We start from the raw sequence: 20,819 nt of genomic DNA on the forward strand, positions 1-20,819 counted from the left end.
GGGGGGGGGCGCCCCGGCTCCCGCCGCGATCCGGCGCGATCCCCTCGGCGAGCTCGCGGCGGCCGCCGGCTATCCGGACGGCGAGCGCTGGTGGGATGCCCTGGTCGAGAGCCGGGCGGGCGCGGACGGCGACGTGTTCGCGGCGATCGCCGAGGCGATGGCCGCCTTGCGCGAGGGCGAGGAGCCCGACCCGGAGGACGGGGCGCGCGAGGAGGCGCGCGAGGCGCACATGCGCGGCGCGATTCGGCGGGCGGCCAAGGACGGGTTCGCCAGGATCGCGGTGGTCTGCGGCGCCTGGCACGTCCCGGCGCTCGCCCGCCACGACGCCAAGGGCCAGGCCACGGCGGATGCCGCAACGCTGAAAAACCTGCCTAAGACCAAGGTCGCCGCCGCCTGGGCGCCCTGGTCCTACGAGCGGCTGGCCTTCGCCTCCGGCTATCGGGCCGGGGTGCTGTCGCCGGAGTGGTACGACACCCTTTGGCACCACGAGAGCCGCGTCGCCGCCCGCTGGCTCGCCCGCGCCGCCGCCCTGCTGCGCGAAGAGGACCTCGACGCCTCCCCGGCCTCGGTGATCGAGGCGGCGCGGCTCGCCGAGGCGCTCGCCGGCTTCCGCGGCCGGAGCCGGCCCTCCCTCGACGACCTCGACGAGGCCGCCCAGGCGACGCTCTGCTTCGCCGACCCGGCGCCGATGGGGCTGATCCGGCGCAAGCTCGTCATCGGCGAGCGCCTCGGCGCCACGCCGCCGGACAGCCCCGGCACCCCGGTCGAGGCGGATTTCGAGGCGCAGTGCAAGCGCCTGCGCCTCAAGCCCGGCGCGTCCGCGGGCGAGATCACCCTCGACCTGCGCAAGGAGGCCGATCTCGCCCGCAGCCACTTCCTCAACCGGCTGGCGCTGATCGGAGTCCCGTGGGGCACGCGGCGGGCGGCGCGCGGGCGCGGCACCTTCAAGGAGGCGTGGTTCCTCGCCTGGCAGCCCGAATGGGTGGTGGAGCTGGTGGCGGCTTCCGCGGAGGGCGGCACCGTCGCGGAGGCCGCCTCCGGCCGCGTGCGGACCCGCGCCCGCGGGGCGGGCCGCGTCGCCGAGCTGTCCGGCCTGATCGGCACGCTCCTCGACGCCGACCTCGCCGGGGCGACGACGGAGGTGATCCGGGCGCTCAACGACCGCGCCGCGGTCTCGGCCGACGTGTTCGACCTGATGGACGCGCTGCCGGCCCTGGCCGAGCTCGCCCGCTACGGCTCCGTGCGCTCCTCCGACACCGAGCCGGTGCTGGCGGTGGTGCGGGGCCTGGTGCCGCGGGCTGCCGCCGGCCTCGTCGCCGCCTGCCAGAGCCTCGACGACGATGCGGCGCGCGCCGCCAAGACACGCATCGTCGCCGTCTCGGACGCGGTCGCCCTCGTCGAGGATCCCGGCCTGAGGGCGGTGTGGCAGGAGGCCCTGCGGGCGCTGGCCGACCAGGAGCACGTCCACGGCCGCGTCGTCGGCCGCAGCCTGCGCCTCCTGTTCGACGACCGGGCCGTCGATGCCGTGGAGGCCGGCGAGCGCCTGCGTCTCGCCCTGTCGCGCGCCGCCGGCGCCGCACAGGCCGCCGCCTGGATCGAGGGCTTCCTCGAGGACAGCGGCACTGTCCTGATCCACGGGCAGGGCCTGCTCGCGGTGGTCGACGAGTGGCTCTGCGGCCTCGACGAGGCGCTCTTCACCGAGCTGCTGCCGCTGGTGCGCCGCACCTTCGCGACCCTCGCCCCGGCGGAGCGCCGGGCTTTGGGCGAGGCGCTCGCCCGCCCGGGCGGCGCCTCGCCCGCGGAGGCGGACGGGTCGCGGGGCTTCGACGCGCAGCGCGCCGCGAAGGTCCTGCCGATCCTGCGCCTGCTGCTCGCGCCCGAGCCCGCGAAGGCGGGCACTGAGACGACCGGAGACGCCGCATGAGCGAGACCGCGAGCGAGACCGAACGCCTGCGCCGCTGGCGCCTCGTCCTTGGCGGCGGGGCGGCCGAGGGCACCGGCTGCGCGCTGGCCGAGTCCGACCAGCGCCTCGACCGGGCGCTGGGCGCCCTCTACGATTCCGACCGCAAGGGGGGCCTCGGCGCCTCCGCCCCGTCCGTGCCGCGCTGGCTCGGCGACATCCGCGACTACTTCCCGGCCTCCGTCGTACAGGTGATGCAGCGCGACGCCTTCGAACGGCTCGACCTCAAGCGGATGCTGACCGAGCCGGAGATGCTGGAGGCGGTCCAGCCCGACGTCAGCCTCGTCTCGACCCTGATCTCGATGCGCGGCCTCCTCGGCGGGCGCACCAAGGAGACCGCCCGCCTCGTCGTGCGCAAGGTGGTCGAGGCGCTGATGAAGCGCCTGGAGGAGCCGCTGCGGCAGGCGGTGAACGGGGCGATCGACCGCGCCAGCATCAACCGCCGCCCGCGCCACGCCGAGATCGACTGGAACCGCACCATCCGGGCGAACCTGCGCCACTACCAGGCGGAGTACCGGACGATCATCCCGGAGACGCGCCTCGGCCACGGGCGCAAGAGCCGCGGCTCGCTCAAGGACGTGATCCTGTGCATCGACCAGTCCGGCTCGATGGCGAACTCCGTGGTCTACTCGAGCATCTTCGGGGCGGTGATGGCCTCGCTGCCGGCGGTCTCGACCCGGCTCGTGGTGTTCGACACCGAGGTGGTGGACCTGACCGATGAATTGGACGATCCGGTCGAGGTGCTGTTCTCGGTCCAGCTCGGCGGCGGCACCGACATCAACCGGGCGGTCGGCTACTGCGCCTCGCGCATCACCCGGCCCGAGGACACGGTGCTGGTGCTGATCTCCGACCTCTACGAGGGCGGGGTCGAGGCCGGCCTGCTCGCACAGGCCCAACGCCTCGTCTCCGCCGGCGTGCAGGTGGTGGCGCTGCTCGCCCTCTCCGACGAGGGCGCGCCGGCCTACGACCGGGGGCTCGCCGCCCGCCTCGTTGCCCTCGGCGTACCGGCCTTCGCCTGCACGCCCGACCTCTTTCCCGACCTGATGGCGGCGGCAATCCGCAAGCAGGACCTCTCCGCCTGGGCCGCCGGCGCCGGGATCGCCGCGGTGCCGGCGGCCCCCCGCGCCGGGGAGGCGTGAGCGCGACGCCCAGGAACGGCCGGGCCGCGGGAATCCCCGGACCGAGGGATCCCGCGCGGCCCCGGCCGAACCGTCGCGCGGGTTGACCATTCAGCGATTGACAGGCTGACATGTCAGTGTCAGTCGAGGAGGCATGAAGCAGCGCGACCAAGCCTACGACGCCTTCGTCCAGCATCTGCTGGACGGGCGCCTGGCGCCGGGCGCGTTCGTGACCCAGCGCGCGCTGATGGCTGTCACCGGCCTGCCCCTCGGTGCCGTGCGCGAGATGATCCCGCGGCTCGAGGCCGACGGGCTGATCACCACCCTGCCCCAGCGCGGGCTCCAAGTCGCGGCGGTGGATCTGCGCCTCGTGCGCGAGGCCTTCCAGCTCCGGGAGATCATCGAGACCGCGGCGGTGGCGCATTTCGCCCGCACCGCCCCGGCGGTCGTAGTGGCGGCCCATCGGACCGCGCACGACCGGATCAGCGCGGAAGCCGAGGGCGGCGTCAACGAAGCCCTCATCCGTGAGGCGCAGGCGACGGACTGGGGCTTCCACGACGCGGTCGTCGCCCATCTCGGCAACGGGCTGGTCTCCGAGATCCACCGGGTGAACCTCATTCGCATCCGGGTGATCATGCAGAGCCGCGTCGCGCTCTCGCCCGAGGCGCTGCCCCCCGCCTTCGCCGAGCACGCCGCCATCCTGGCCGCGGTGGAGCGGCGCGATCCCGAGGCGGCGGTGACCGCCCTGCGCCGGCACCTCGACACGTCGCGCCGCCGGGCGCTCGGCCTCGACGCGGAGCAGGACGCGGGCGGGTTCCAGGCACCTTCCGATCCGGAAACCACCGGGCGCAGGGCGCCCCAGGATCAAGAGAAGACCGGGCGCAAAGCACCCTCACGGAGGACCGCATGAACGACGCCATCACCGGCCTGTGGGTCGCCCTCGCCACGCCGCTGACCGAGGCGGGCACGGTCGACCACGGCGCCCTCGTGCGCCACGTCCAGGCCCTGCTGGCTCAGGGCTGCGACGGGGTGGTGCCGTTCGGCACCACCGGCGAGGGCACCGCGTTCTCGGCGGCCGAGCGCCTCGCCGCCGTCGAGGCCCTGCTCGCCGCCGGCGTCCCGGCCGGACGGATCAGCCTCGGCGCCGGCTACCCGGCGATCCCAGACGCGGTCGCGCTGACGAAGGCCGCGCTCGGCCTCGGGCTGACCCACGTCCTGGTGCTGCCGCCCTACTTCTACCGCGACGTGACCGAGGCCGGCCTCGTCGACGCCTTCTCGGCCTTCCTCGACGGCGTCCGCGACGACCGGTTGCGGGCGACGCTCTACCACATCCCGCAGACCTCCGGCGTCGCCATCCCGCCTGCGGTGGTGGCGGCCCTGCGGGCGCGGTACGGCCGGCTCGTCGCCGGGGTGAAGGACAGTTCGGGGGACTTTTCCCAGTTCCAGGCCTTCCGGGTGGCCTGTCCCGAGGTCGCGGTCTGCGTCGGCAACGAGGCCGATATCGGCCGGGCGCTGGCCGAGGGCGGGGCCGGCACGATCTGCGGCATGGCCAACATCGTCCCGGGCCTGGTGCGGGCGATGTTCACCGATCCGGCCGCCGCCGCCGCGCCGATGCGGGCGGCCATCGGCCTGATCGACGGGCCATTCGTGCCGGTGCTGAAATCGGCTCTCGCGGCGATGACCGGCGAGGCGGCCTTCGGCCGGGTGCGCCCGCCGCTCGTCGCCGCGCAGGCCGATCTCGGCCGGCGCATCGCGGCCGAGATCGCCGGCATCTCCCGCGCTGCGGCGGCGTGAGGACCAAGCATGCTTTCCCCCTTTCCCGGACGACTTTCGCTGACGCTTCAGTCGTCCGGGAAAGGGAGAGACTCACGACAAGCGTCCACTTGCAAGTTCGGCCCAAGCCTGCTGTCGGGTACCGTGTGGCCTGCCAACGCATGTCTGCTTGGGAAAGACCCGCGTCGAGAGCGGCGTCCCAGTGGGAGGAATTGGATGATGGCGATGCCGGAGACGGAGGCCGAGGCGGTCCTGGCCGCCCTCGTGGCGGCGCTCGGCGCGAAGGCGGTCCTCACCGGCGCCGAGCGGCCGGCCCGCAACGTATCCGACTGGAGCACCCTCGGGCCGCAGCCGCCCCTCGCGGTGGTGCGGCCCACCACCACCGAGGCGGTCGCCGCGGCGATGCGGATCTGCGCCGCCCACGGCGTGCCGGTGGTGCCCCAGGGCGGCCTCACCGGCCTGTGCGGCGGCGCCCGCCCCCTGCCCGGCTCGGTCGCCCTCTCCCTCGAGCGCATGACCGGCATCGAGGCGATCGACCCGGCCTCGGCCACGATGACCGTGCGGGCCGGCACGCCGCTTCAGGTGGTGCAGCAGGCCGCCGACGAGGCCGGCTTCCTGGTCCGCTCGATCTCGGGGCGCGGGGCTCCTGCGCCATCGGCGGCAACGCGTCGACCAATGCCGGCGGCAACCGCGTCATCCGCTACGGCATGACCCGCGACATGATCCTCGGCCTGGAGGTCGTGCTGCCAGACGGCAGCGTGATCAGCGCCCTCAACCGGATGATCAAGAACAACGCCGGCTACGACCTCAAGCACCTGTTCATCGGCTCGGAGGGCACCCTCGGCGTCATCACCCGGCTGGTGCTGCGGCTGTTTCCCAAGCCCGCCTGCACGTTCGCCGCCCTCTGCGCGTTGCCGAGCTACGAGGCGGTGGTCGGGCTCCTCTCCGCGGCCCGTCGGGGCCTGGGCCCGATGCTGTCGGCCTTCGAGGTGATGTGGCCGGATTACTGGGAGGTGGTCGCCGGGATGCCGGGCGTGCGGGTGCCGCTGCCCGCGGGCCACGCCGCCTACTGCCTGGTCGAGGCGCAGGGCACCGACGAGACCTTCGACGCGCCCCGCTTCCAGGCCTGGCTCGAGGCTCAAGCGGAGGCCGGGCTCCTCGCCGACGCGGTCGTGTCGCGCTCGCTGGCGGACGTGACGACGTTCTGGGGCGTGCGCGACGCCTGCTCGGAATTCCCGCAGGTGCTGGGGCCGCACGAGCCCTTCGACATCGGCCTGCCGGTGGCCGCGATGGACGCCTACGTGCGGGCCTGCAAGGCGGCCCTGGAGGCGCGCCTGCCCGGTGCCTTCGCGCTGTTCTACGGCCATATCGGCGACGGCAACCTGCACATCGTGGCCGGCCTGCGGGGCGCCGTGCCCCAGCCCAAGGACGTGATCCAGGAGGTGGTCTACGGCCTGGTGCGCGAGTTCGGCGGCACGGTCTCGGCCGAGCACGGCATCGGCCTGACGAAGAAGCCCTGGCTCGGCCACGTCCGCTCGGACGCGGAGATCGCCCTGATGCGGCGCCTCAAGACGTTGATGGACCCGGCCGGGGTGCTGAATCCCGGCAAGGTCGTGTGACCAGCGTCCGAACGACGACCTCAGGGGAACGCATCGTCCCCCTGCCCTGCCCCTGATCGCCGGCGCCGGCGGGCGGGGGCCGGTCAGGCCGGGCAGGTCTCCGCCCCGGCGCGGGCCGGAAACGCGGCCTCGCGCGCCTTGATGAGGGCGACGAGCGTGTCGTTGACCGGGGTCGGGACGCCGCACAGCCGCCCCAGGCGCGGGATCGCGCCGTTGATCGCCTCGACCTCGCCGCGGCGTCCGGCCTGATGGTCGAGCAGCATCGACGGCCGCGCTCCCGGAATCTTGCCGCCGAGCCGCCGGATGTGCTCGACCGGATCGCCGACCGCAAGTGTGACGCCGGTCGCCTCCGCCACCGCGATCGCCTCCCGGGCGCAGCCCAGGGCCACCTCCCAGGCATCCGGATCGGCCATGATCGCGCCGATGGTCAGGCCGGTGAGGGTGGCGGTGCCCGAGAAGGTGACGTTCATGATCAGCTTCTCCCAGACCATCCGGCGGACGTCGTCGAACAGGCTGACCGTGAACCCGGCGGATTCCCAGATCGCCGCCGAGGCCTCGAGGCGCTCCCGCGGCAGGCCCGCGAAGGCCCCGAAGCGGATCATCTCGAGGCCGTTGTGGTGCGCGTGGCCGGGCCCGCGCATCGAGGCGCCGAAGCCGCCGACCACGCCGATGGCGATCCTGTCCGGGTCCAGCACCGTCGCGGCGACCTCGGGCGAGCCGAGCCCGTTCTGGATCGTCTGGACCACGGTGCCGGGCCCGACGAGCGGCCCGCAGCTCCGGGCCGCCGCCTCGACGTCGAAGGCCTTGGTGGCGATGATGACGAGGTCGCAGGGGCCGATCCCCTCGGTCGTCGTCCCGGCCCCGGCGAGCCGCACCAGGCGGTCGCCGCTCGCGCCCTCGACGCGCAGGCCCCGCTCCCGCATCGCCGCGGCGTGGTCGGGCCAGGCCGTGACGGCATGCACCGCGTGGCCGGCGGAGGCCATGAGCGCCGCGTAGACCGACCCCATGGCGCCGCATCCGACGATCGCGACCTTCGCCATTCCTACCTCCCCGGCACGTCGTTCGGTTCGGCCGGGACCGGGCGGTGCCTTCGCTCGCAGGTCCCGACGCGTGCGACGCGCCCGTCGTGACCCCGGGGCGCGCCGCCGCGTCGCCACTCTGGAATCCCGGCGCGGATCCGGCAATCGCCAAGCCCCGCGAGGCCGCCGGCCGTCGCCGCGCCACGCCGGTGACGCTCCGGCCTGCGCGGACCTCGCCGTCACCGCCGGCAGGACGGCTGATGCCGCCGGTGCGTGCGCAGCGGCCCGGCTATTGTGAGCGTGCGATCTCCTGCCAGTATTCGCCGGTGTGGAGGAGGGTCAGGGAGGAGCCCGCCGAGGTGGTGAAGTTCGCTCCGCCCCGCAGCCGGATGCGGGCGTTGTGCACGATCGTGGAATGGGCGTTCTGGCCGATGATGGTGATCTGGCGCCCGGCCTCGGCGTTGGTGAAGTCGGTGTACGTCGTGTCCTGCTTGTCCGACGCCAGGAAAATCTTCTGGAACCACGCCCCGACATTGACGGTGCCGCCCCCCGTCAGCGGGATGAACCACTGGTCGGTGCCTGCCTGGACCGGCGTGTTGTCGCGGCTGATCGTCTTGAGGCCGACACGCTTCTGCCAGCCGGAGACCGTTCCGGCCGCCAGATTGTCGGCAGCCGTGTTGGTCGAGGCGATGCCGCCGAAGTCGAAGGCGTAATCGACCGTCAGGAACTGGTTTCCCTGGAGGATATTCCCGTCGCCGCCCGACACGTCGATGCCGATGGACTCGCCCCCGCGCGAGCCACCTCCCGTGTGCCCGACGATGGTGTTGTGGTGAACGTTGGTGTTCGTCGTGTAGAAGGTCGAGCCGCCGGCCGAATGGGTCGTGAGGGCGATGCCGGCGAAGGGCTGCCGGGAGCCCGTCCACTTGTAGATCAGGTTGTCGGAAATGAAGCCCTGCACCGCTCCGGCGATCGCGACACCCCGCGTGAACGCGTTGAAGTGGTTGCGGCTGATGAAGAAGCCCGGATGGGCCCTGGCGTCGGGCCACGCGATGCCCTGATCGACGGCCACCCCGGTGTTGTCCACCCAGTGCAGCCCCTCGCAGTCGCCCGAGACGTAGCCGAGGTAGCGGGCGAAGATGGCGTGGGTGCCGACGATCTTCCCGTCGGAGCAGCCGCCGCCGTTCTCGCCGGTGATGCGGATGGCCGCGCCCATGTTGGCGGCCGGGAACGCCGTGGCCGCCCCCACGTCCTTGCCGCGGACATGGAGCCCGTGGAAGTCGAAGCCCCAGATGTTGAAGGCATCGACGCCGGCCGCCCAGTACGTCGTGTTGTTGCCGATCCCGGCCATCTCGACGTTCGAGACGCGCGGGCCCTTGAAGACGTTCGAGGGGGCAGAGCCGTAGCGGAGCGTGAGTGCGGCATTGCCCTCGACCTGGTCCACCAGCGTGATGAGGCTCAGGTCCCGGATGGTGACGGGGCGCAGCGCATCGCCCGGAGCCGCCGAGAGGCCTGCCCGTCCGGGGGCCGCAGAGGTGAACCGGATGACGGTCACCCCCGGCCCGTCGCCGACGACGTTGACCGCCTTGCCGTCGCACGCGAGCCGGCCCGAGGACGTGTAGACCCGGCCCGGGATGTAGATCGTGCCGCCGGAGGCCGGCAGGCTCGCGCAGGCCGCGGCGTACTTGGCGCTCAAGTCGGCACCGGGGAACGCCAGAACGTTGGCGCGGTCGCCGAACCACTCCCTGAGAGTCCGCGCCGTCGCCGAGCGGGACGGCCGGACGCTCATCGACGAGGCGTCGCCCGGCGATTCCTCACCGCGGGGGACCGGCTTGTCGAGGACGGGCAACGTGTCGGTCTGCCCCAGCGCCGGCCAGGCGGCCAGCACCGGAAGCAGGGCGAGGATCGCGGTGCGCATCAGATGCCGTCCGAGCCTGCGGTGTTGTCCTCGATCACATCCTCGGCGGCGGCCCGGGCGGCCGGCGTCGGGAAGGGGGCGGCGTCGCGGTCGGTCTCCGTGACGGCGTGCCGGATGCGCACCTTGCCCGCCACGGTCGCAGGGTTCCGGGCCATGTCTCTCCTGGTCTCCGTCGGTCGGTGGTGGGGAGCCGGTTGCCGTTCCGAAGCCGGAACCGCTCGCGGCGGATCGCGGCGGCGATTGTCGTGCTCCGCCGGCCGCAGGGAGGCGAAGCGGAAATCCTGGGTCCAGGAGCGGTTGCTCGGCTTGCCGCCTTCAGGGGCTTCTCCGCGGCCTTGCAGGCTGGGGATGTCGATCGTTGATGCCGTACTTGAGCAGGCCGCGTCCGGGTGAACGCCTGGGCCATCTGGTGGCGGACGGCTGCGGGCCTGCCCGTGGCGGTGCAGCCCGACACGGAGAGGCCGATGAGCCGCGCCTTGGCAGGTGCCCGTCCGGGAAGCAGACATTCGTGCGGTCTTCGATCGGGCGGACGTCACGTCCAGCGAGATCCGCATCGCAGCTCGGCGGGCTGTTTCAAGGAAGGCTGTTGCGGACGGACCGGACGCCGCTTCCGGCGTTCGCAGGTCTGTTCGTGAATGGCGCGCCCGAAAGGATTCGAACCTCTGACCCCCAGATTCGTAGTCTGGTGCTCTATCCAGCTGAGCTACGGGCGCCGATCGAAGGCAGGGCCTTCGATATTGGACGTGGATGGCAGCGTATCGGCCATCGCACGGAAACGTCTGAAATCAGGATGGCGCGCCCGAAAGGATTCGAACCTCTGACCCCCAGATTCGTAGTCTGGTGCTCTATCCAGCTGAGCTACGGGCGCCTGACCGGGGGAGCGGTGCCGCCCCGCCGGTGGAGGTGGGATCTAAGGGGTTCGCCCCGGCTTGGCAACCCCTTTTTCGCCGGTGGGAGAGGGCCGGCCGCCGGGCCGGCCCTCCCCGTCTCAGAAGCCCGCCTGGGTGACGAACTTGGTGTTGAGGTAGGCCTCGATCGCCTCGGAACCGCCCTCGCTGCCGTAGCCCGAATCCTTGACGCCGCCGAAGGGCGTCTCCGGCAGGGCGATGCCGTGGTGGTTGATCGACATCATGCCGCTCTCCACCCGCGTGGCGAGCTTCGTGGCGGTCTCGGCCGAGCGGGTATAGGCGTAGGCGGCCAGCCCGTAGGGCAGGCGGTTGGCCTCCGTGAAGGCCTCCTCGTCGTCCGAGAAGCGCTGGATCGCCGCGATCGGCCCGAAGGGCTCCTCGTTCATGATCCGGGAGTCGAGCGGCAGGTCGGTGAAGACCGTCGGCTCGAAGAAGTTGCCCTGGTTGCCGATGCGCTTGCCGCCGGTGCGCAGCTGAGCGCCCTTCTGCTCGGCATCGGCCACGAAGCCCTCCATCGCCTCGATGCGGCGGCCATGGGCGAGCGGGCCCATCTTCACCCCCTCCTCCAGGCCGTTGCCGACCTTGAGGTCGCGGGAGAGGCCGACGAAGCCGTCGACGAAGGCGTCGAACACCGAGTCGTGGACGAGGAAGCGGGTCGGCGCGACGCAGACCTGGCCGGCGTTGCGGTACTTGTTGGCGCCCAGCACCTGCACGGCCTTCTGCACGTCGGCGTCGCGGAAGACGATCGCCGGGGCGTGCCCGCCGAGCTCCATCGTGGCGCGCTTCATGTGCTTGCCGGCGAGCGCGGCGAGCTCCTTGCCGATCGCGGTCGAGCCCGTGAAGGTGATCTTGCGGATCACCGGGTGCGGGATGAGGTAGGACGAGATCTCCGCCGGGTCGCCGTAGACGAGGCCGAGCACGTCGCCCGGCACGCCGGCATCGAGCAGGGCCTGGATCAGGGCGGTGCAGCTCGCCGGGGTGTCCTCAGGCCCCTTCAGGATCACCGAGCAGCCGGTGCAGAGCGCCGCCGCGACCTTGCGCACCGCCTGGTTGATCGGGAAGTTCCAGGGCGTGAACGCCGCGACGGGGCCGACCGGCTCGCGGATGACGAGCTGCATCACGCCCTCGGCCCGGGGCGGGATCACCCGGCCGTAGGCGCGCCGGCCTTCCTCGGCGAACCAGTCCATGGTGTCGGCCCCGCCGAGCACCTCCATCTTGGCTTCCGCCAGCGGCTTGCCCTGCTCGAGGGTCATGATCCGGGCGATCTCGTCGGCCCGCTCGCGCATCAGGTTGGCGGCCTTGCGCAACACCTTGCTGCGCTCGAAGGCCGAGACCTTGCGCCAGGCCTTGAAGCCGCGGTCGGCCGCCTCGAGGGCCTCGTCGAGGTCCTGGCGGGTCGCGACGGCGAGCTGGCTCAGGGTCTCGCCCGTGGCCGGGTTGAGGATCGGGATCGTCTGGCCGGCGCTGCCTGCGCGCCACTCGCCGGCGATATGGAGCTTCACGTCTGGGAACATCGGGGGCACATCCTCGTTCCGGAGGGGACCGCCCCTAACTAAGGCAGGCCTGCCCCGCGAGACAGGCTGCGCCGCGCAGGACCCACATCCGTTAGAGCATTCGTGGGGCGCCCTCAGCGCCCGCCGACCGCGCGGGCGATGTCCTCGAACCGCTTCTGGGTGGTGCTGATCTGCCCGTAGACGTTCTGGCGCGTGCAGGCCGTGACGGTCATGCCGTAGTAGAACAGTCCGGAATCGCGCTGACCGCGGCAGTCGAGGTAGTTCGGCAGCACGAAGACCGCGAACAGACCGAAGGCGAACAGTCCGAACTTGAGGAAGAGCTTCACCGGCCAAGGCAGGTAAGAGGAGGCGCGCTCCTTCTTGTACTCGGACGGTGCTGCCGAGACGACGATGCGGAGCTCGCCGCGCTCAGGATCGCGGTCGATATCCCGGTTCATGCCGCGGTTGAGACGCTCGATCCCGCTGCTTCGATGATTGCCGTTCATCCCGTTTCCCCAGAGGTAAGCGCCATGGTCGCGGACCATTGGACGACATCACCCCAGCCGGATTAAATTTTGGTGCGCTGCGATGGTTGTAGTCTCGCGACCTCGGCGGTTGGCCGGGAAATCTTCGTCCGGCGTCGTAATCAATCGAGCGCAATACAAATTGGTGCCCGGGCGGCTGCGGCGGTCCCGGCGCGCGGCGTGCGCGAGCGCACGCCGCCGGAGCCCGGCCAGTGGCATACCGGAGATGCCCCAACGGGCGTTCCTCCAAGACTTCGGGCCGCCCGCGAGGGCGGCTTTTTTCTGTGCGGGTGCCGCCGGGTGGGCGCCGTCGCGGGGCGGCCGTCGGCTCCGCGCGAGCGTTGCGGGGGCTGGCCGGATGCCGGGGACCTCCGTCCGGAGGCGGTCGTCAGAGCACCACGTGCCGGCCGAAGGTCTCGGGCCGGAACGGCAGCTTGAAGAGGACGGCGAACCCGCTCTCGAGCTGGCGCACGACCGTCGCGCGGCGCTTGCCGACGGTCACTGCCTCCCCCACGGCCGGCCTGTCGGGCGCCGCGATCGCCGCGCCTGTCATCGACAGGTCGATGATCGTTCCCGGCAGGACCCGGCCGTCCGCGCACCGCACCTCGACCGTGCGTTGCGTCGGTACGATGCGCGGGTCGCTGCGCTGGTCGGTCCGCCCGCTCACCTGGCTGGCGAGCCAGTCCAGACGGGCCGCGAAGCGGGCGCGCCGCTCGGGCCCGACCTCCACCGCGAGGGTGAATCCGTCCGGCGAGATGGTGTGGATGGCTCCCGCCACGGGGCCGACATCGTCGAGGTAGAGCGTGACGGGATCGCCCAGGAGCCCGCTCTCCGGCGCCAGCACCTCGATCGTCGAGAGCGAGAGGCTGCGGGTCTCGCAGACGTGCTCGATCCCGCCGGGCAGCAGGTAGCGCCCGCTGACCCGGATCTGGATCGGCCGGGTGTCCGGTTCCGGTTCTGGCTGGATGTGCAACTTCAAGCCGTCCGCCACGATCTCACCGATGCGTAGAAGTAGCATCGCCCGGACGCCGCCCAGCCGCAAGGCTACGCACCGCCCCGCTGCCACCATCCGCGACGAGGCTTAATGCGGGGTGCACGGAGGCCGGTGCAGTCGCCGGGTCCGGTCCGCGAACGACGGATGTCCGGGTGATCGGACGGCCCGCCGAGCCGACCTGACCGCGACGCGGGACCCCATGTCGCGCCGCCGCAACTTCGAACGGCCGAGCTTCCAGCCGGAAAGATCAAGATTTCTCTTCCGGGCGGTGCCGCCGGACGAAGCTCATCCGGCTGTTCCCGCGCTGCGAGACGGTGTGCCGTCCCGTTCCTGGCGCGCGGAACCCTGGGTCCCGTCAAATTCTACCGAAACCATTGGCGCCGGGTTCGCACCTGCATGCTCAGCTGCACCGGAGGCAACCGGAGCGGCAGGCGAAGGACATGGGATCACAGGAATCGGAGGACCGGCTCGTCGCCCTCGAGTCGCTGACGACCGAGCTGATCCGCGCGCTCCACGGTGCCGGGGCCCTGCGGGACGCGCAGGTCGAAGCCCTGCTCGACCGGGTGGAGGAGTTGATGACCGGGCGGCCGGGCGCGACCTTCGCGGCCCAGCAGCTTTCCGCCGCCGCAGACCCGCGGGGCCCGGCCCCGGGAGTCGGCGAGATGCCGCCGGAAGCCCAGCTCTGCGCCAGCTTCCGCCGGATCCTGTACGGACGGGGCGAGAGCGGCACGGGCTGACGACACACGGCACGCAATCACGACGCAATCGCCCGTCGCTACACCGGCGCCCCGGCGAAAACGCCATGGGGGACGAGACCATGAGGGTGACATTTCCAGGGACGCGCCGCGGTGGCCTCCTGCTGCGCGGCCTGCTCACGGTGGTGTTCGTGGCCGCTGCGGGCATGAAGTTCGCCGCGGTGCCGTTCGAGGTCGCGGGCTTCGCGCGCTTCGGCTACCCGCTCTGGTTCATGTACGCCGTGGGAGCGGCCCAGCTCGTCGGCGCGGCCCTGCTGTGGGGACGCGGCACCGTGGCCCATGGGGCGGTCCTGCTCGCCGCCGTGATGGTCGGCGCGGCCGGAAGCCACCTGCGCGCCGGCGACCCGGTGGCGATGGCGCTGCCGGCCCTGGTACTCCTCGGCCTGCTCGCCGGCCTCGCCTATGCGCGCCGCGGCGAGCTCATGCCCGGCGCGATGCGGACCTCGGCTTCACAGGCCTAGATCCCTGCTACTCGGCCGCAAACAGGCCGGCGGGCTCGCTCGCCTCGCCCTTCGGGTTGCCGGGGGCGGTCTCGCAGCCCAGGCCCGGCAGGGCGACGACGCGGTTGCCGCGGAAATCGGTACGGCAGACCGCGGCCCCGCGGCTCTCCACGTAGGCGAGGAGCCGGCGCGCCCGGCCCGGCGAGCGCGAGCCGATGGCGCGGGCCAGCGCGTCGTCGGAGGGGCACGGCGCCCCGGCCCGGGCGGCGCGGGCGAGCAGCAGGAACAGTCCCTGCACCTCCTCGGGCAGGCCGGCGCAGGCCGCCATCACGGCGTCGGCCTCGTCGCCCTCCGCCGCCTCGCCGTCGACGCCGGCCCGGGCGATGGCGAGCCGCCGGCGGAAGCGGCCGAGATCGAGGGGCTCGCCCGGCAGACGGCGCATCCGGCAGCGCACCAGGAAGTCCTGGTAGAGCACCGCGATCGGGTGGTGGCCGGAATCCGGGTCGGCGGCGACCTCGCGCAGGATGTCCGCGAGGGCCGCGTCCCGCTCCGCCTCGCTCATGCTCGGTGCCACCTCGACCGGCTCCGGCGGCCGGTACTGGGCGAGCTGCTGCAGGAGGTCGGTCGGCGTCGCCCGCGGCGCGGGCGCCGGGCGGGGCGCCGGGGTCCAGACCGGCTCGTTCTCGGCCGGGGTCAGGATCAACTCGCGCAGGGACTCGCCGGCGGCCGGGCTCGGCAGCGGCACGAGCTTGGGGCTCGACGAGCGCGCCGAGGTCGCCACCGGCCCGATGGCGATCGGCAGCGGGCGCTTCGACAGGGCGGGACCCAGCGCGATGAAGTGCCCGCGCTCGAGATCGCGGAAGCTCTCGGCCTGGCGCCGCTCGAGGCCCAGAAGGTCGGCGGCCCGGGCCATGTCGATGTCGAGGAAGGTGCGGCCCATCAGGAAATTCGACGCCTCGGCGGCGACGTTCTTGGCGAGCTTGGCGAGGCGCTGCGTCGCGATGATGCCGGCGAGCCCGCGCTTGCGGCCGCGGCACATCAGGTTGGTCATCGCGCCCAGCGACGCCTTGCGGGCCTCGTCCGAGACCTCGCCGGCGGCGGCCGGCGCGAAGAGCTGCGCCTCGTCGACCACCACCAGCACCGGGTACCAGTGGTCGCGCTCGGCCTCGAACAGGCCGCCCAGGAACGCCGCGGCGGCGCGCATCTGCGCCTCGACGTCGAGGCTCTCCAGGGTCAGCACCACCGAGACCCGGTGGGCCCGCACCCTCGCTGCGATGCGCTGCAGGTCGGCCTCGCCGTGGTCGCCCTCCACCACCACGTGGCCGTAGGCCTGGCTCAAGGTGACGAAGTCGCCCTCGGGGTCGATCACCACCTGCTGCACGTGGGGCGCGCTCTGCTCCAGCAGGCGGCGCAGGAGGTGCGACTTGCCCGAGCCGGAGTTGCCCTGGACCAGCAGGCGGGTCGCCAGCAGCTCCTCCAGGTCGAGGGCGGCCGGCCGGCCCCCGCTCGCCGCTCCCATCTCGACGCTGATCGTCATCTCGGCTCCCTGCGATCCCGGGACTCGTAACACGGGAGCGCAGACCCCGATCCGCGTCCGCGACCGGGGTCCACAGGAGTTCGCGTCAGCCGGCGACCAGTGCCCGCGACCCCTCCCCCAGCCGGTCGAGCATCCGGCGCCGCCAGGCCTCGACGGGATCGTCGGCTTCGAGGAGGGCGAGCGCGCTCACGCCCCGCGCCCACAGGAAGGCCCCCATCACCGCGAAGTCGGCGTAGAGCGGCCTCTCGCCGCCGAGGAAGGCCTGGGCCCGCAGCACCGCCCGGACCGGCGAGAGCGTGCGGCGGAAGGAGGCGAGCTGCGCCTCCGGATCGGGGCAGACCGCCTCGAGCGGCTTGCCGAAGCGGGCCTCGCGGCTCTCGCGGAAGTAGCGCCGGTCTGCTTCGGCGAGGTGGCGGTGGATGTCGAGGAGGAGGAGCGGCACCAGGGCTGGGTGCAGCACCTGATCGGTCCAGGCGACGTGGAGCCTCGTGAGCGCAACCCCCGCGCCGCCGCCGAAGAGCGACGGGCGGTCCGGATGGGCCGCCTCGAGATGGGCCGCGATCACCGACGACTCGGCGATCGCCCGCCCGTCCTCCACCAGCACCGGCACCTTGTCCGAGCCCGAGAAGGCGAGCGCGTCCTTCTCGGTGAAGCGCCAGGGCCGGCCCTCGAAGGCCAGGCCCTTGTGCTCGAGGGCGAGGCGGATGCGCCAGCAGAACGGGCTGAAGCGCCGGTCGGGATCGGCGGCGGCGAGTTCGTAGAGCGTGATGGCCAAGGGCTTCCTCCGGATGCGCTGTCCCCGCCGACGGTCCCGGACGCGATCGGGCGGTCGTCGTGGCGTTTTTCGGGGAGCGGTCCCCTGCGCGGCGCGTCGGGACGGCGGGGCACGGATCATGCCGGCTCCCGGCGACGGCATCAACGCGGCGCGCCGGGGACGTGGGGGCGACGCCGGCCGGCCCTTCGCTTGCCGGACGGCACGCCTGCCCTCGGCGACAAGCAAATGCGTGAAGGCAGATCGATGTTGGTGTGCCCCACCCTGTGTCCGTTTACGAACAGAAAATCGTCGGCATCGATTCCTGCCCGCCGACGCCTGTGAGACATGCGCTCCCGGCTCAGATTGTGAGGCATGAAATGCCGTGCTTCTTCTTCGACATCCGGGACGGTCACCTGATCGTCGACGACGTCGGAAGCGAGTTTCCGAACGTTCATGCCGCCCGCAACGCCGCGATCAAAGTCCTGCCCGATGTCGCGCGGGAGCAGATCGGCGCCGGCGAGAGCCGGGAGGTGTCGGTTCTCATGCGCGACGAGGCGGGACGGAACCTCTTCACGGCGACCCTCAACCTGACCTGCAGGTGGCTGGTCGACACGGCGTGAGTCGCCCGACGCTCCCGAATTGGAAGGGGGAGCGCCGTGAAGGCCGGCGCGAGCCGGGGTGTTGAGGCAGCCGCCCGTGCGGACAGTCTACAAAGACGATCGGGTTTGAGGTATGGCGCGTCGGACCGACCACCGGCCCCCACCCGCGCCGCAGGTCCGGACGGCGTCGACCGCCTTCCGGGCCGGCGCGCCCACCGCGAGCAGCCGACCGCCATGACCCTGAAGGCCCACCTCCTGCGCGCCGCGACCCTGGCTGCCGTTCTGCTGGCCGGCGTCTCCGCGGCCTCCGCCGATGCCACGCTCGACCGCATCAAGGCGAAGGCCAAGTTCACCGTCGGCGTCATCCTGTCGGGCGCGCCGTTCGGCTTCATCGATCCGAAGACCCAGGAGCAGAAGGGCTTCAACATCGACCTCGCCCGGGCGCTCGCCGAGAAGCTCGGCGTCGCCCTCGACACCGTCACGGTGACGCCGCCCAACCGGGTGCAGTTCCTGCAGCAAGGCAAGGTCGACGCGCTCCTCGCCAACATGCAGGTCACCGAGGACCGGGCGAAGATCATGGACTATCCGCCGACGGTCTTCGATCGCGCCGGCGGGGCCGCCGTCGGTCGCCGGGACAGCGGCATCAAGGACTGGGCCGACCTGAAGGGCAAGCCGGTCTGCGTCTCGCAGGGCTCGAACTTCACCCAGCCGCTGATCGAGCAGTACGGCGCCGTGGTGAAGGGTTTCCCGAGCCAGCCGGAATCGCTGCTGGCGCTGAAAGGCGGAACCTGCGTCGTCGCCGTCCATACCGGCGCCACGGTCGCCCTGATGCTCGAGGACCGCGCCGACGAGTGGAAGGAATACGGCATCCTGATCCCGACCGAGATCGTGCCGGCCGACTCGGTGGTGTGGATCCGCAAGGGCGAGAAGGACACCGCCGCGGCCCTCGACAAGGCCCTGCGCGAGCTCATCGCCTCCGGCCGGCTCCTTGAGATCGCCAGGGCCAACCGGCTACTCAACACCGCCTTCATCGAGGAGCAGCAGAAGGCGGTCTCGGCGGCCCGCTGAGCGGCCGGCGAGCGCGAGCGCGAGGGCGACACGCGATGCAGGACGCGATCCGGGGCTTCATCGCCCTGGCGGGCCAGGTCGGGCTGAACTTCGACTTCCTGGCGAGCCCGTTCGAGCTGCGGATGTGGCTCGACGGGATGGGGACGACGCTCGTCCTCGTCGCCCTCACCCTCCCGCTCAGCCTCGCGGGCGGCGTCGTGCTGGCGGCCGCCCTGACCTCGGGCAGGCCCTGGCTCGCCGGTCCGGCGCGGGCCTATGTCGAGCTCACCCGCAACACGCCGACGCTGGTGCAGCTGATGTTCACGGTGCTCGTGGTCAACATGCTGATCTCGCAGGCGCTCGGCGGCGCGCAGAACAACCCGTTCGGCGCGTATTTCTGGCTCGTCGCCGTGGTGAGCCTCCACGTCGCGGCCTTCCACGCCGAGGCCCTGCGCGGCGGCATCGAGGCGGTGCCGGCCGCGACCGTCGAGGCGGCGCGGGGCCTCGGCTTCTCGCGCCTCGAGGTGCTGCGGGTGGTGGAGCTGCCGCTCGCGCTGCGCACGGCGCTGCCGGCGATCGTCAACAACCTCGTCAACCTCGTGAAGCTGACCACGATCGGCTACGCCGTCGCCGTCAACGAGATCACCTACGCCTCGCTGATGATCTGGACCCAGCGCGACAACGTCGTCGAGCTGATGATCGTGCTGCTCCTGTTCTTTAGCCTCATCAACCTGGCGGTGGCGCGGATCGGCGCCTTCGTCGAGCGCCGGCTGGCGGTGCCGGGATTCGGGCAGTGACGGCGAGCGCCCTGCCCTCGCGGCTCTCCGCCGCGCCGCTCCTCCTGGCCGTCACGGCCTGCGGCGCGGTCGCCCTCTGGCTCGCCCTCGACCCGTCGCTCGGGCGGCTGCTGCTCGAGTGGCTCCCCTACCTCGCCCGCGGCTTCGCGATGAACATCCTGATCAGCGTGCTGGCGATGGCGCTCGGTACGCTGGCCGGCATCGTCCTCGGGGCGATGGAGCTCGCCCCGGTCCGGCTCGTGCGGGCGGCGGCGATCGCCTACGTGCAGGTGTTCCGCAACGCACCGCACCTCGTGCTGATCTTCGCCACCACCTACATCTTCCCGTTCGAGATCGTCGCCTTCGGCCACTACGTGCCGTTCCCGGACTGGGTGAAGGCGGTGATCGGGCTGGCGATCCCGGCGAGCGCCCACACCGCCGAGATCACCCGCGGCGCCCTGCAGTCGATCCCGACGCCGCAATGGGACGCCGCCAAGGGCCTCGGCTTCTCGCGCATCGAGGCGCTGCGCTTCATCATCCTGCCTCAGTGCCTGCGCCGGGCCCTGCCGCCGTGGATGAACCTCTACGCCTCGATCTGCATGGGCACGGCGCTGGCCTCCCTCGTCGGGGTGCACGAGCTGCTCCACGCCGCCACCGACGCCAGCACGGCGGTGAGCCGCACCGACTTCACGGTGCTGACCTACGTCACCGTGCTCTTCGCCTTCTTCCTGTTCTGCTATCCGGTGTCGCGCCTCACGCAGCGGCTCGAGCGGCGCCTCGCCCGGTGATCTCCCGAAGGTTCGCATGACGGCATCGTCCACCCCCCTCGTCGCCCTCGAGGACGTGCATCTGAGCTTCGGCGCGAACGAGGTGCTGAAGGGCATCGACCTGACGGTCGCCCGCGGCGAGGCGGTCTCGATCATCGGCCCGTCCGGCTCGGGCAAGTCGACCATCCTGCGCTGCATCAACGCGCTGCTGGCGCCGAGCCGCGGCCGCATCACCGTCAACGGCGTGCGGGTCGACGCCCTGCGCAGCGAGGCCGAGCGCATCGCGTTGCGCAAGCGCATCGGCATCGTCTTCCAGCAGTACAACCTGTTTCCGCACCTCACGGTGCTCGACAACATCACCATCGCGCCGATCCGCATCCTCAAGGAGAACCGGGCGGCGGCCGAGAGCCACGCCCGCGCGCTGCTCGAGCGGGTGCGTCTCGCCGACAAGGTCGCGGCCTATCCGGGCCAGCTCTCCGGCGGCCAGCAGCAGCGGGTCGCCATCGCCCGGGCGCTGGCGATGCGGCCGGACCTGGTGCTGTTCGACGAGGTCACCTCGGCCCTCGACCCGGAGACGGTGGGCGAGGTGCTGGCGGTGATCCGCGGGCTGGTGCGTGAGGGCATGACGAGCCTCCTCGTCACCCACGAGATGCGCTTCGCCGAGGAGATCAGCGACAAGGTGGTGTTCACCGAGAACGGCCGGATCGTCGAGGAGGGCCCGCCCGCGCAGATCTTCCACCGCTCCGGAAACCCGCGCATCCGGCAGTTCGTGCGGGGCCTCGGCGCCCGCGAGGCGGTGCAGCCCGGCGAGGGGATCTGAC

19 protein-coding genes, 2 tRNA genes and 1 pseudogene are annotated in these 20,819 nt (G+C 72.2%); 12 read left to right on the forward strand and 10 right to left on the reverse strand.

The window, feature by feature from the left end:
- The 5 genes and pseudogenes from VQ02_RS22155 to VQ02_RS22175 form a co-directional block, all read left to right on the forward strand.
- Positions 1-1,924, forward strand: a 1,924-nt coding sequence (locus VQ02_RS22155; RefSeq protein WP_048446393.1) for a DUF5682 family protein, incomplete at its 5' end; no start/stop codon positions are given.
- Positions 1,921-3,099 carry a VWA domain-containing protein gene (locus tag VQ02_RS22160; RefSeq protein WP_048446394.1) on the forward strand — a complete coding sequence of 393 codons (1,179 nt, stop codon included), beginning with the start codon at positions 1,921-1,923 and terminating at the stop codon, positions 3,097-3,099. The genes VQ02_RS22155 and VQ02_RS22160, both read left to right, overlap by 4 nt.
- 133 nt (positions 3,100-3,232) lie before the next feature.
- A complete protein-coding gene (locus VQ02_RS22165; protein ID WP_063838508.1) occupies positions 3,233-3,988 on the forward strand; it encodes a GntR family transcriptional regulator in 756 nt (251 codons plus the stop codon).
- On the forward strand, positions 3,985-4,872 hold the full coding sequence (locus tag VQ02_RS22170; protein ID WP_048446395.1) for a dihydrodipicolinate synthase family protein: 888 nt from the start codon (positions 3,985-3,987) through the stop codon (positions 4,870-4,872). Before VQ02_RS22165 ends, VQ02_RS22170 begins: the two co-directional genes overlap by 4 nt.
- Before the next feature lie 195 nt (positions 4,873-5,067).
- Positions 5,068-6,470: pseudogene (locus VQ02_RS22175) on the forward strand (FAD-binding oxidoreductase).
- 83 nt (positions 6,471-6,553) lie between these two features.
- On the opposite strand, the gene VQ02_RS22180 reads toward VQ02_RS22175, so the two are convergent.
- The 8 genes from VQ02_RS22180 to VQ02_RS22210 form a co-directional block, all read right to left on the reverse strand.
- Positions 6,554-7,510, reverse strand: coding sequence for a ketopantoate reductase family protein (locus tag VQ02_RS22180; RefSeq protein ID WP_083469370.1), 957 nt, complete (start codon positions 7,508-7,510; stop codon positions 6,554-6,556).
- Positions 7,511-7,778: 268 nt separating this feature from the next.
- Positions 7,779-9,404, reverse strand: coding sequence for a hypothetical protein (locus VQ02_RS22185; RefSeq protein WP_048446396.1), 1,626 nt, complete (start codon positions 9,402-9,404; stop codon positions 7,779-7,781).
- Entirely contained in the window at positions 9,404-9,559 is a 156-nt protein-coding gene (locus VQ02_RS37445; protein WP_157080752.1) for a hypothetical protein, read from the reverse strand. The genes VQ02_RS22185 and VQ02_RS37445 overlap by 1 nt, the downstream gene beginning before the upstream one ends.
- Before the next feature lie 481 nt (positions 9,560-10,040).
- Positions 10,041-10,117, reverse strand: a tRNA-Arg gene (locus VQ02_RS22190).
- Positions 10,118-10,195: 78 nt separating this feature from the next.
- A tRNA-Arg gene (locus VQ02_RS22195) sits at positions 10,196-10,272 on the reverse strand.
- A 120-nt stretch (positions 10,273-10,392) separates the two neighbouring features.
- The gene (locus tag VQ02_RS22200) at positions 10,393-11,826 is read right to left on the reverse strand and encodes an NAD-dependent succinate-semialdehyde dehydrogenase (RefSeq protein ID WP_048446397.1); all 1,434 of its coding nucleotides are present in this window, start codon (positions 11,824-11,826) and stop codon (positions 10,393-10,395) included.
- A gap of 113 nt (positions 11,827-11,939) precedes the next feature.
- On the reverse strand, positions 11,940-12,311 hold the full coding sequence (locus tag VQ02_RS22205; RefSeq protein ID WP_053080500.1) for a hypothetical protein: 372 nt from the start codon (positions 12,309-12,311) through the stop codon (positions 11,940-11,942).
- A gap of 406 nt (positions 12,312-12,717) precedes the next feature.
- Positions 12,718-13,308, reverse strand: a complete 591-nt coding sequence (locus VQ02_RS22210) for a PilZ domain-containing protein (protein WP_245239815.1) — start codon at positions 13,306-13,308, stop codon at positions 12,718-12,720.
- Positions 13,309-13,763: 455 nt separating this feature from the next.
- Between VQ02_RS22210 and VQ02_RS22215 the strand changes: the two genes are divergently transcribed.
- Together VQ02_RS22215 and VQ02_RS22220 are read left to right on the forward strand one after the other, a co-directional pair.
- Positions 13,764-14,060, forward strand: coding sequence for a hypothetical protein (locus VQ02_RS22215; RefSeq protein WP_048446398.1), 297 nt, complete (start codon positions 13,764-13,766; stop codon positions 14,058-14,060).
- Between the two features lie 80 nt (positions 14,061-14,140).
- Positions 14,141-14,539: a DoxX family protein gene (locus VQ02_RS22220; protein ID WP_048446415.1), complete on the forward strand. Its 399-nt coding sequence runs from the start codon at positions 14,141-14,143 to the stop codon at positions 14,537-14,539.
- Between the two features lie 7 nt (positions 14,540-14,546).
- On the opposite strand, the gene VQ02_RS22225 is transcribed toward VQ02_RS22220, so the two are convergent.
- Together VQ02_RS22225 and VQ02_RS22230 are read right to left on the reverse strand one after the other, a co-directional pair.
- On the reverse strand, positions 14,547-16,055 hold the full coding sequence (locus VQ02_RS22225) for an ATP-binding protein (protein WP_048446399.1): 1,509 nt from the start codon (positions 16,053-16,055) through the stop codon (positions 14,547-14,549).
- An 85-nt stretch (positions 16,056-16,140) separates the two neighbouring features.
- Positions 16,141-16,830, reverse strand: a complete 690-nt coding sequence (locus tag VQ02_RS22230; protein ID WP_048446400.1) for a glutathione S-transferase family protein — start codon at positions 16,828-16,830, stop codon at positions 16,141-16,143.
- 356 nt (positions 16,831-17,186) lie between these two features.
- Between VQ02_RS22230 and VQ02_RS22235 the strand changes: the two genes are divergently transcribed.
- From VQ02_RS22235 to VQ02_RS22255, 5 genes are all read left to right on the forward strand, one after another.
- Positions 17,187-17,429, forward strand: a complete 243-nt coding sequence (locus VQ02_RS22235) for a DUF6894 family protein (RefSeq protein WP_048446401.1) — start codon at positions 17,187-17,189, stop codon at positions 17,427-17,429.
- 213 nt (positions 17,430-17,642) lie between these two features.
- Positions 17,643-18,476, forward strand: coding sequence for a transporter substrate-binding domain-containing protein (locus VQ02_RS22240; protein ID WP_048446402.1), 834 nt, complete (start codon positions 17,643-17,645; stop codon positions 18,474-18,476).
- 35 nt (positions 18,477-18,511) lie between these two features.
- Positions 18,512-19,252 (forward strand): amino acid ABC transporter permease, encoded by a 741-nt coding sequence (locus VQ02_RS22245; protein ID WP_048446403.1) that lies wholly within the window; start codon positions 18,512-18,514, stop codon positions 19,250-19,252.
- A 44-nt stretch (positions 19,253-19,296) separates the two neighbouring features.
- On the forward strand, positions 19,297-20,019 hold the full coding sequence (locus tag VQ02_RS22250; RefSeq protein ID WP_245239818.1) for an amino acid ABC transporter permease: 723 nt from the start codon (positions 19,297-19,299) through the stop codon (positions 20,017-20,019).
- A gap of 16 nt (positions 20,020-20,035) precedes the next feature.
- Positions 20,036-20,818, forward strand: coding sequence for an amino acid ABC transporter ATP-binding protein (locus tag VQ02_RS22255; protein WP_048446405.1), 783 nt, complete (start codon positions 20,036-20,038; stop codon positions 20,816-20,818).
- Position 20,819: the final 1 nt, after the last annotated feature.

This window comes from Methylobacterium variabile, from assembly GCF_001043975.1.
Classification (GTDB): domain Bacteria; phylum Pseudomonadota; class Alphaproteobacteria; order Rhizobiales; family Beijerinckiaceae; genus Methylobacterium; species Methylobacterium variabile.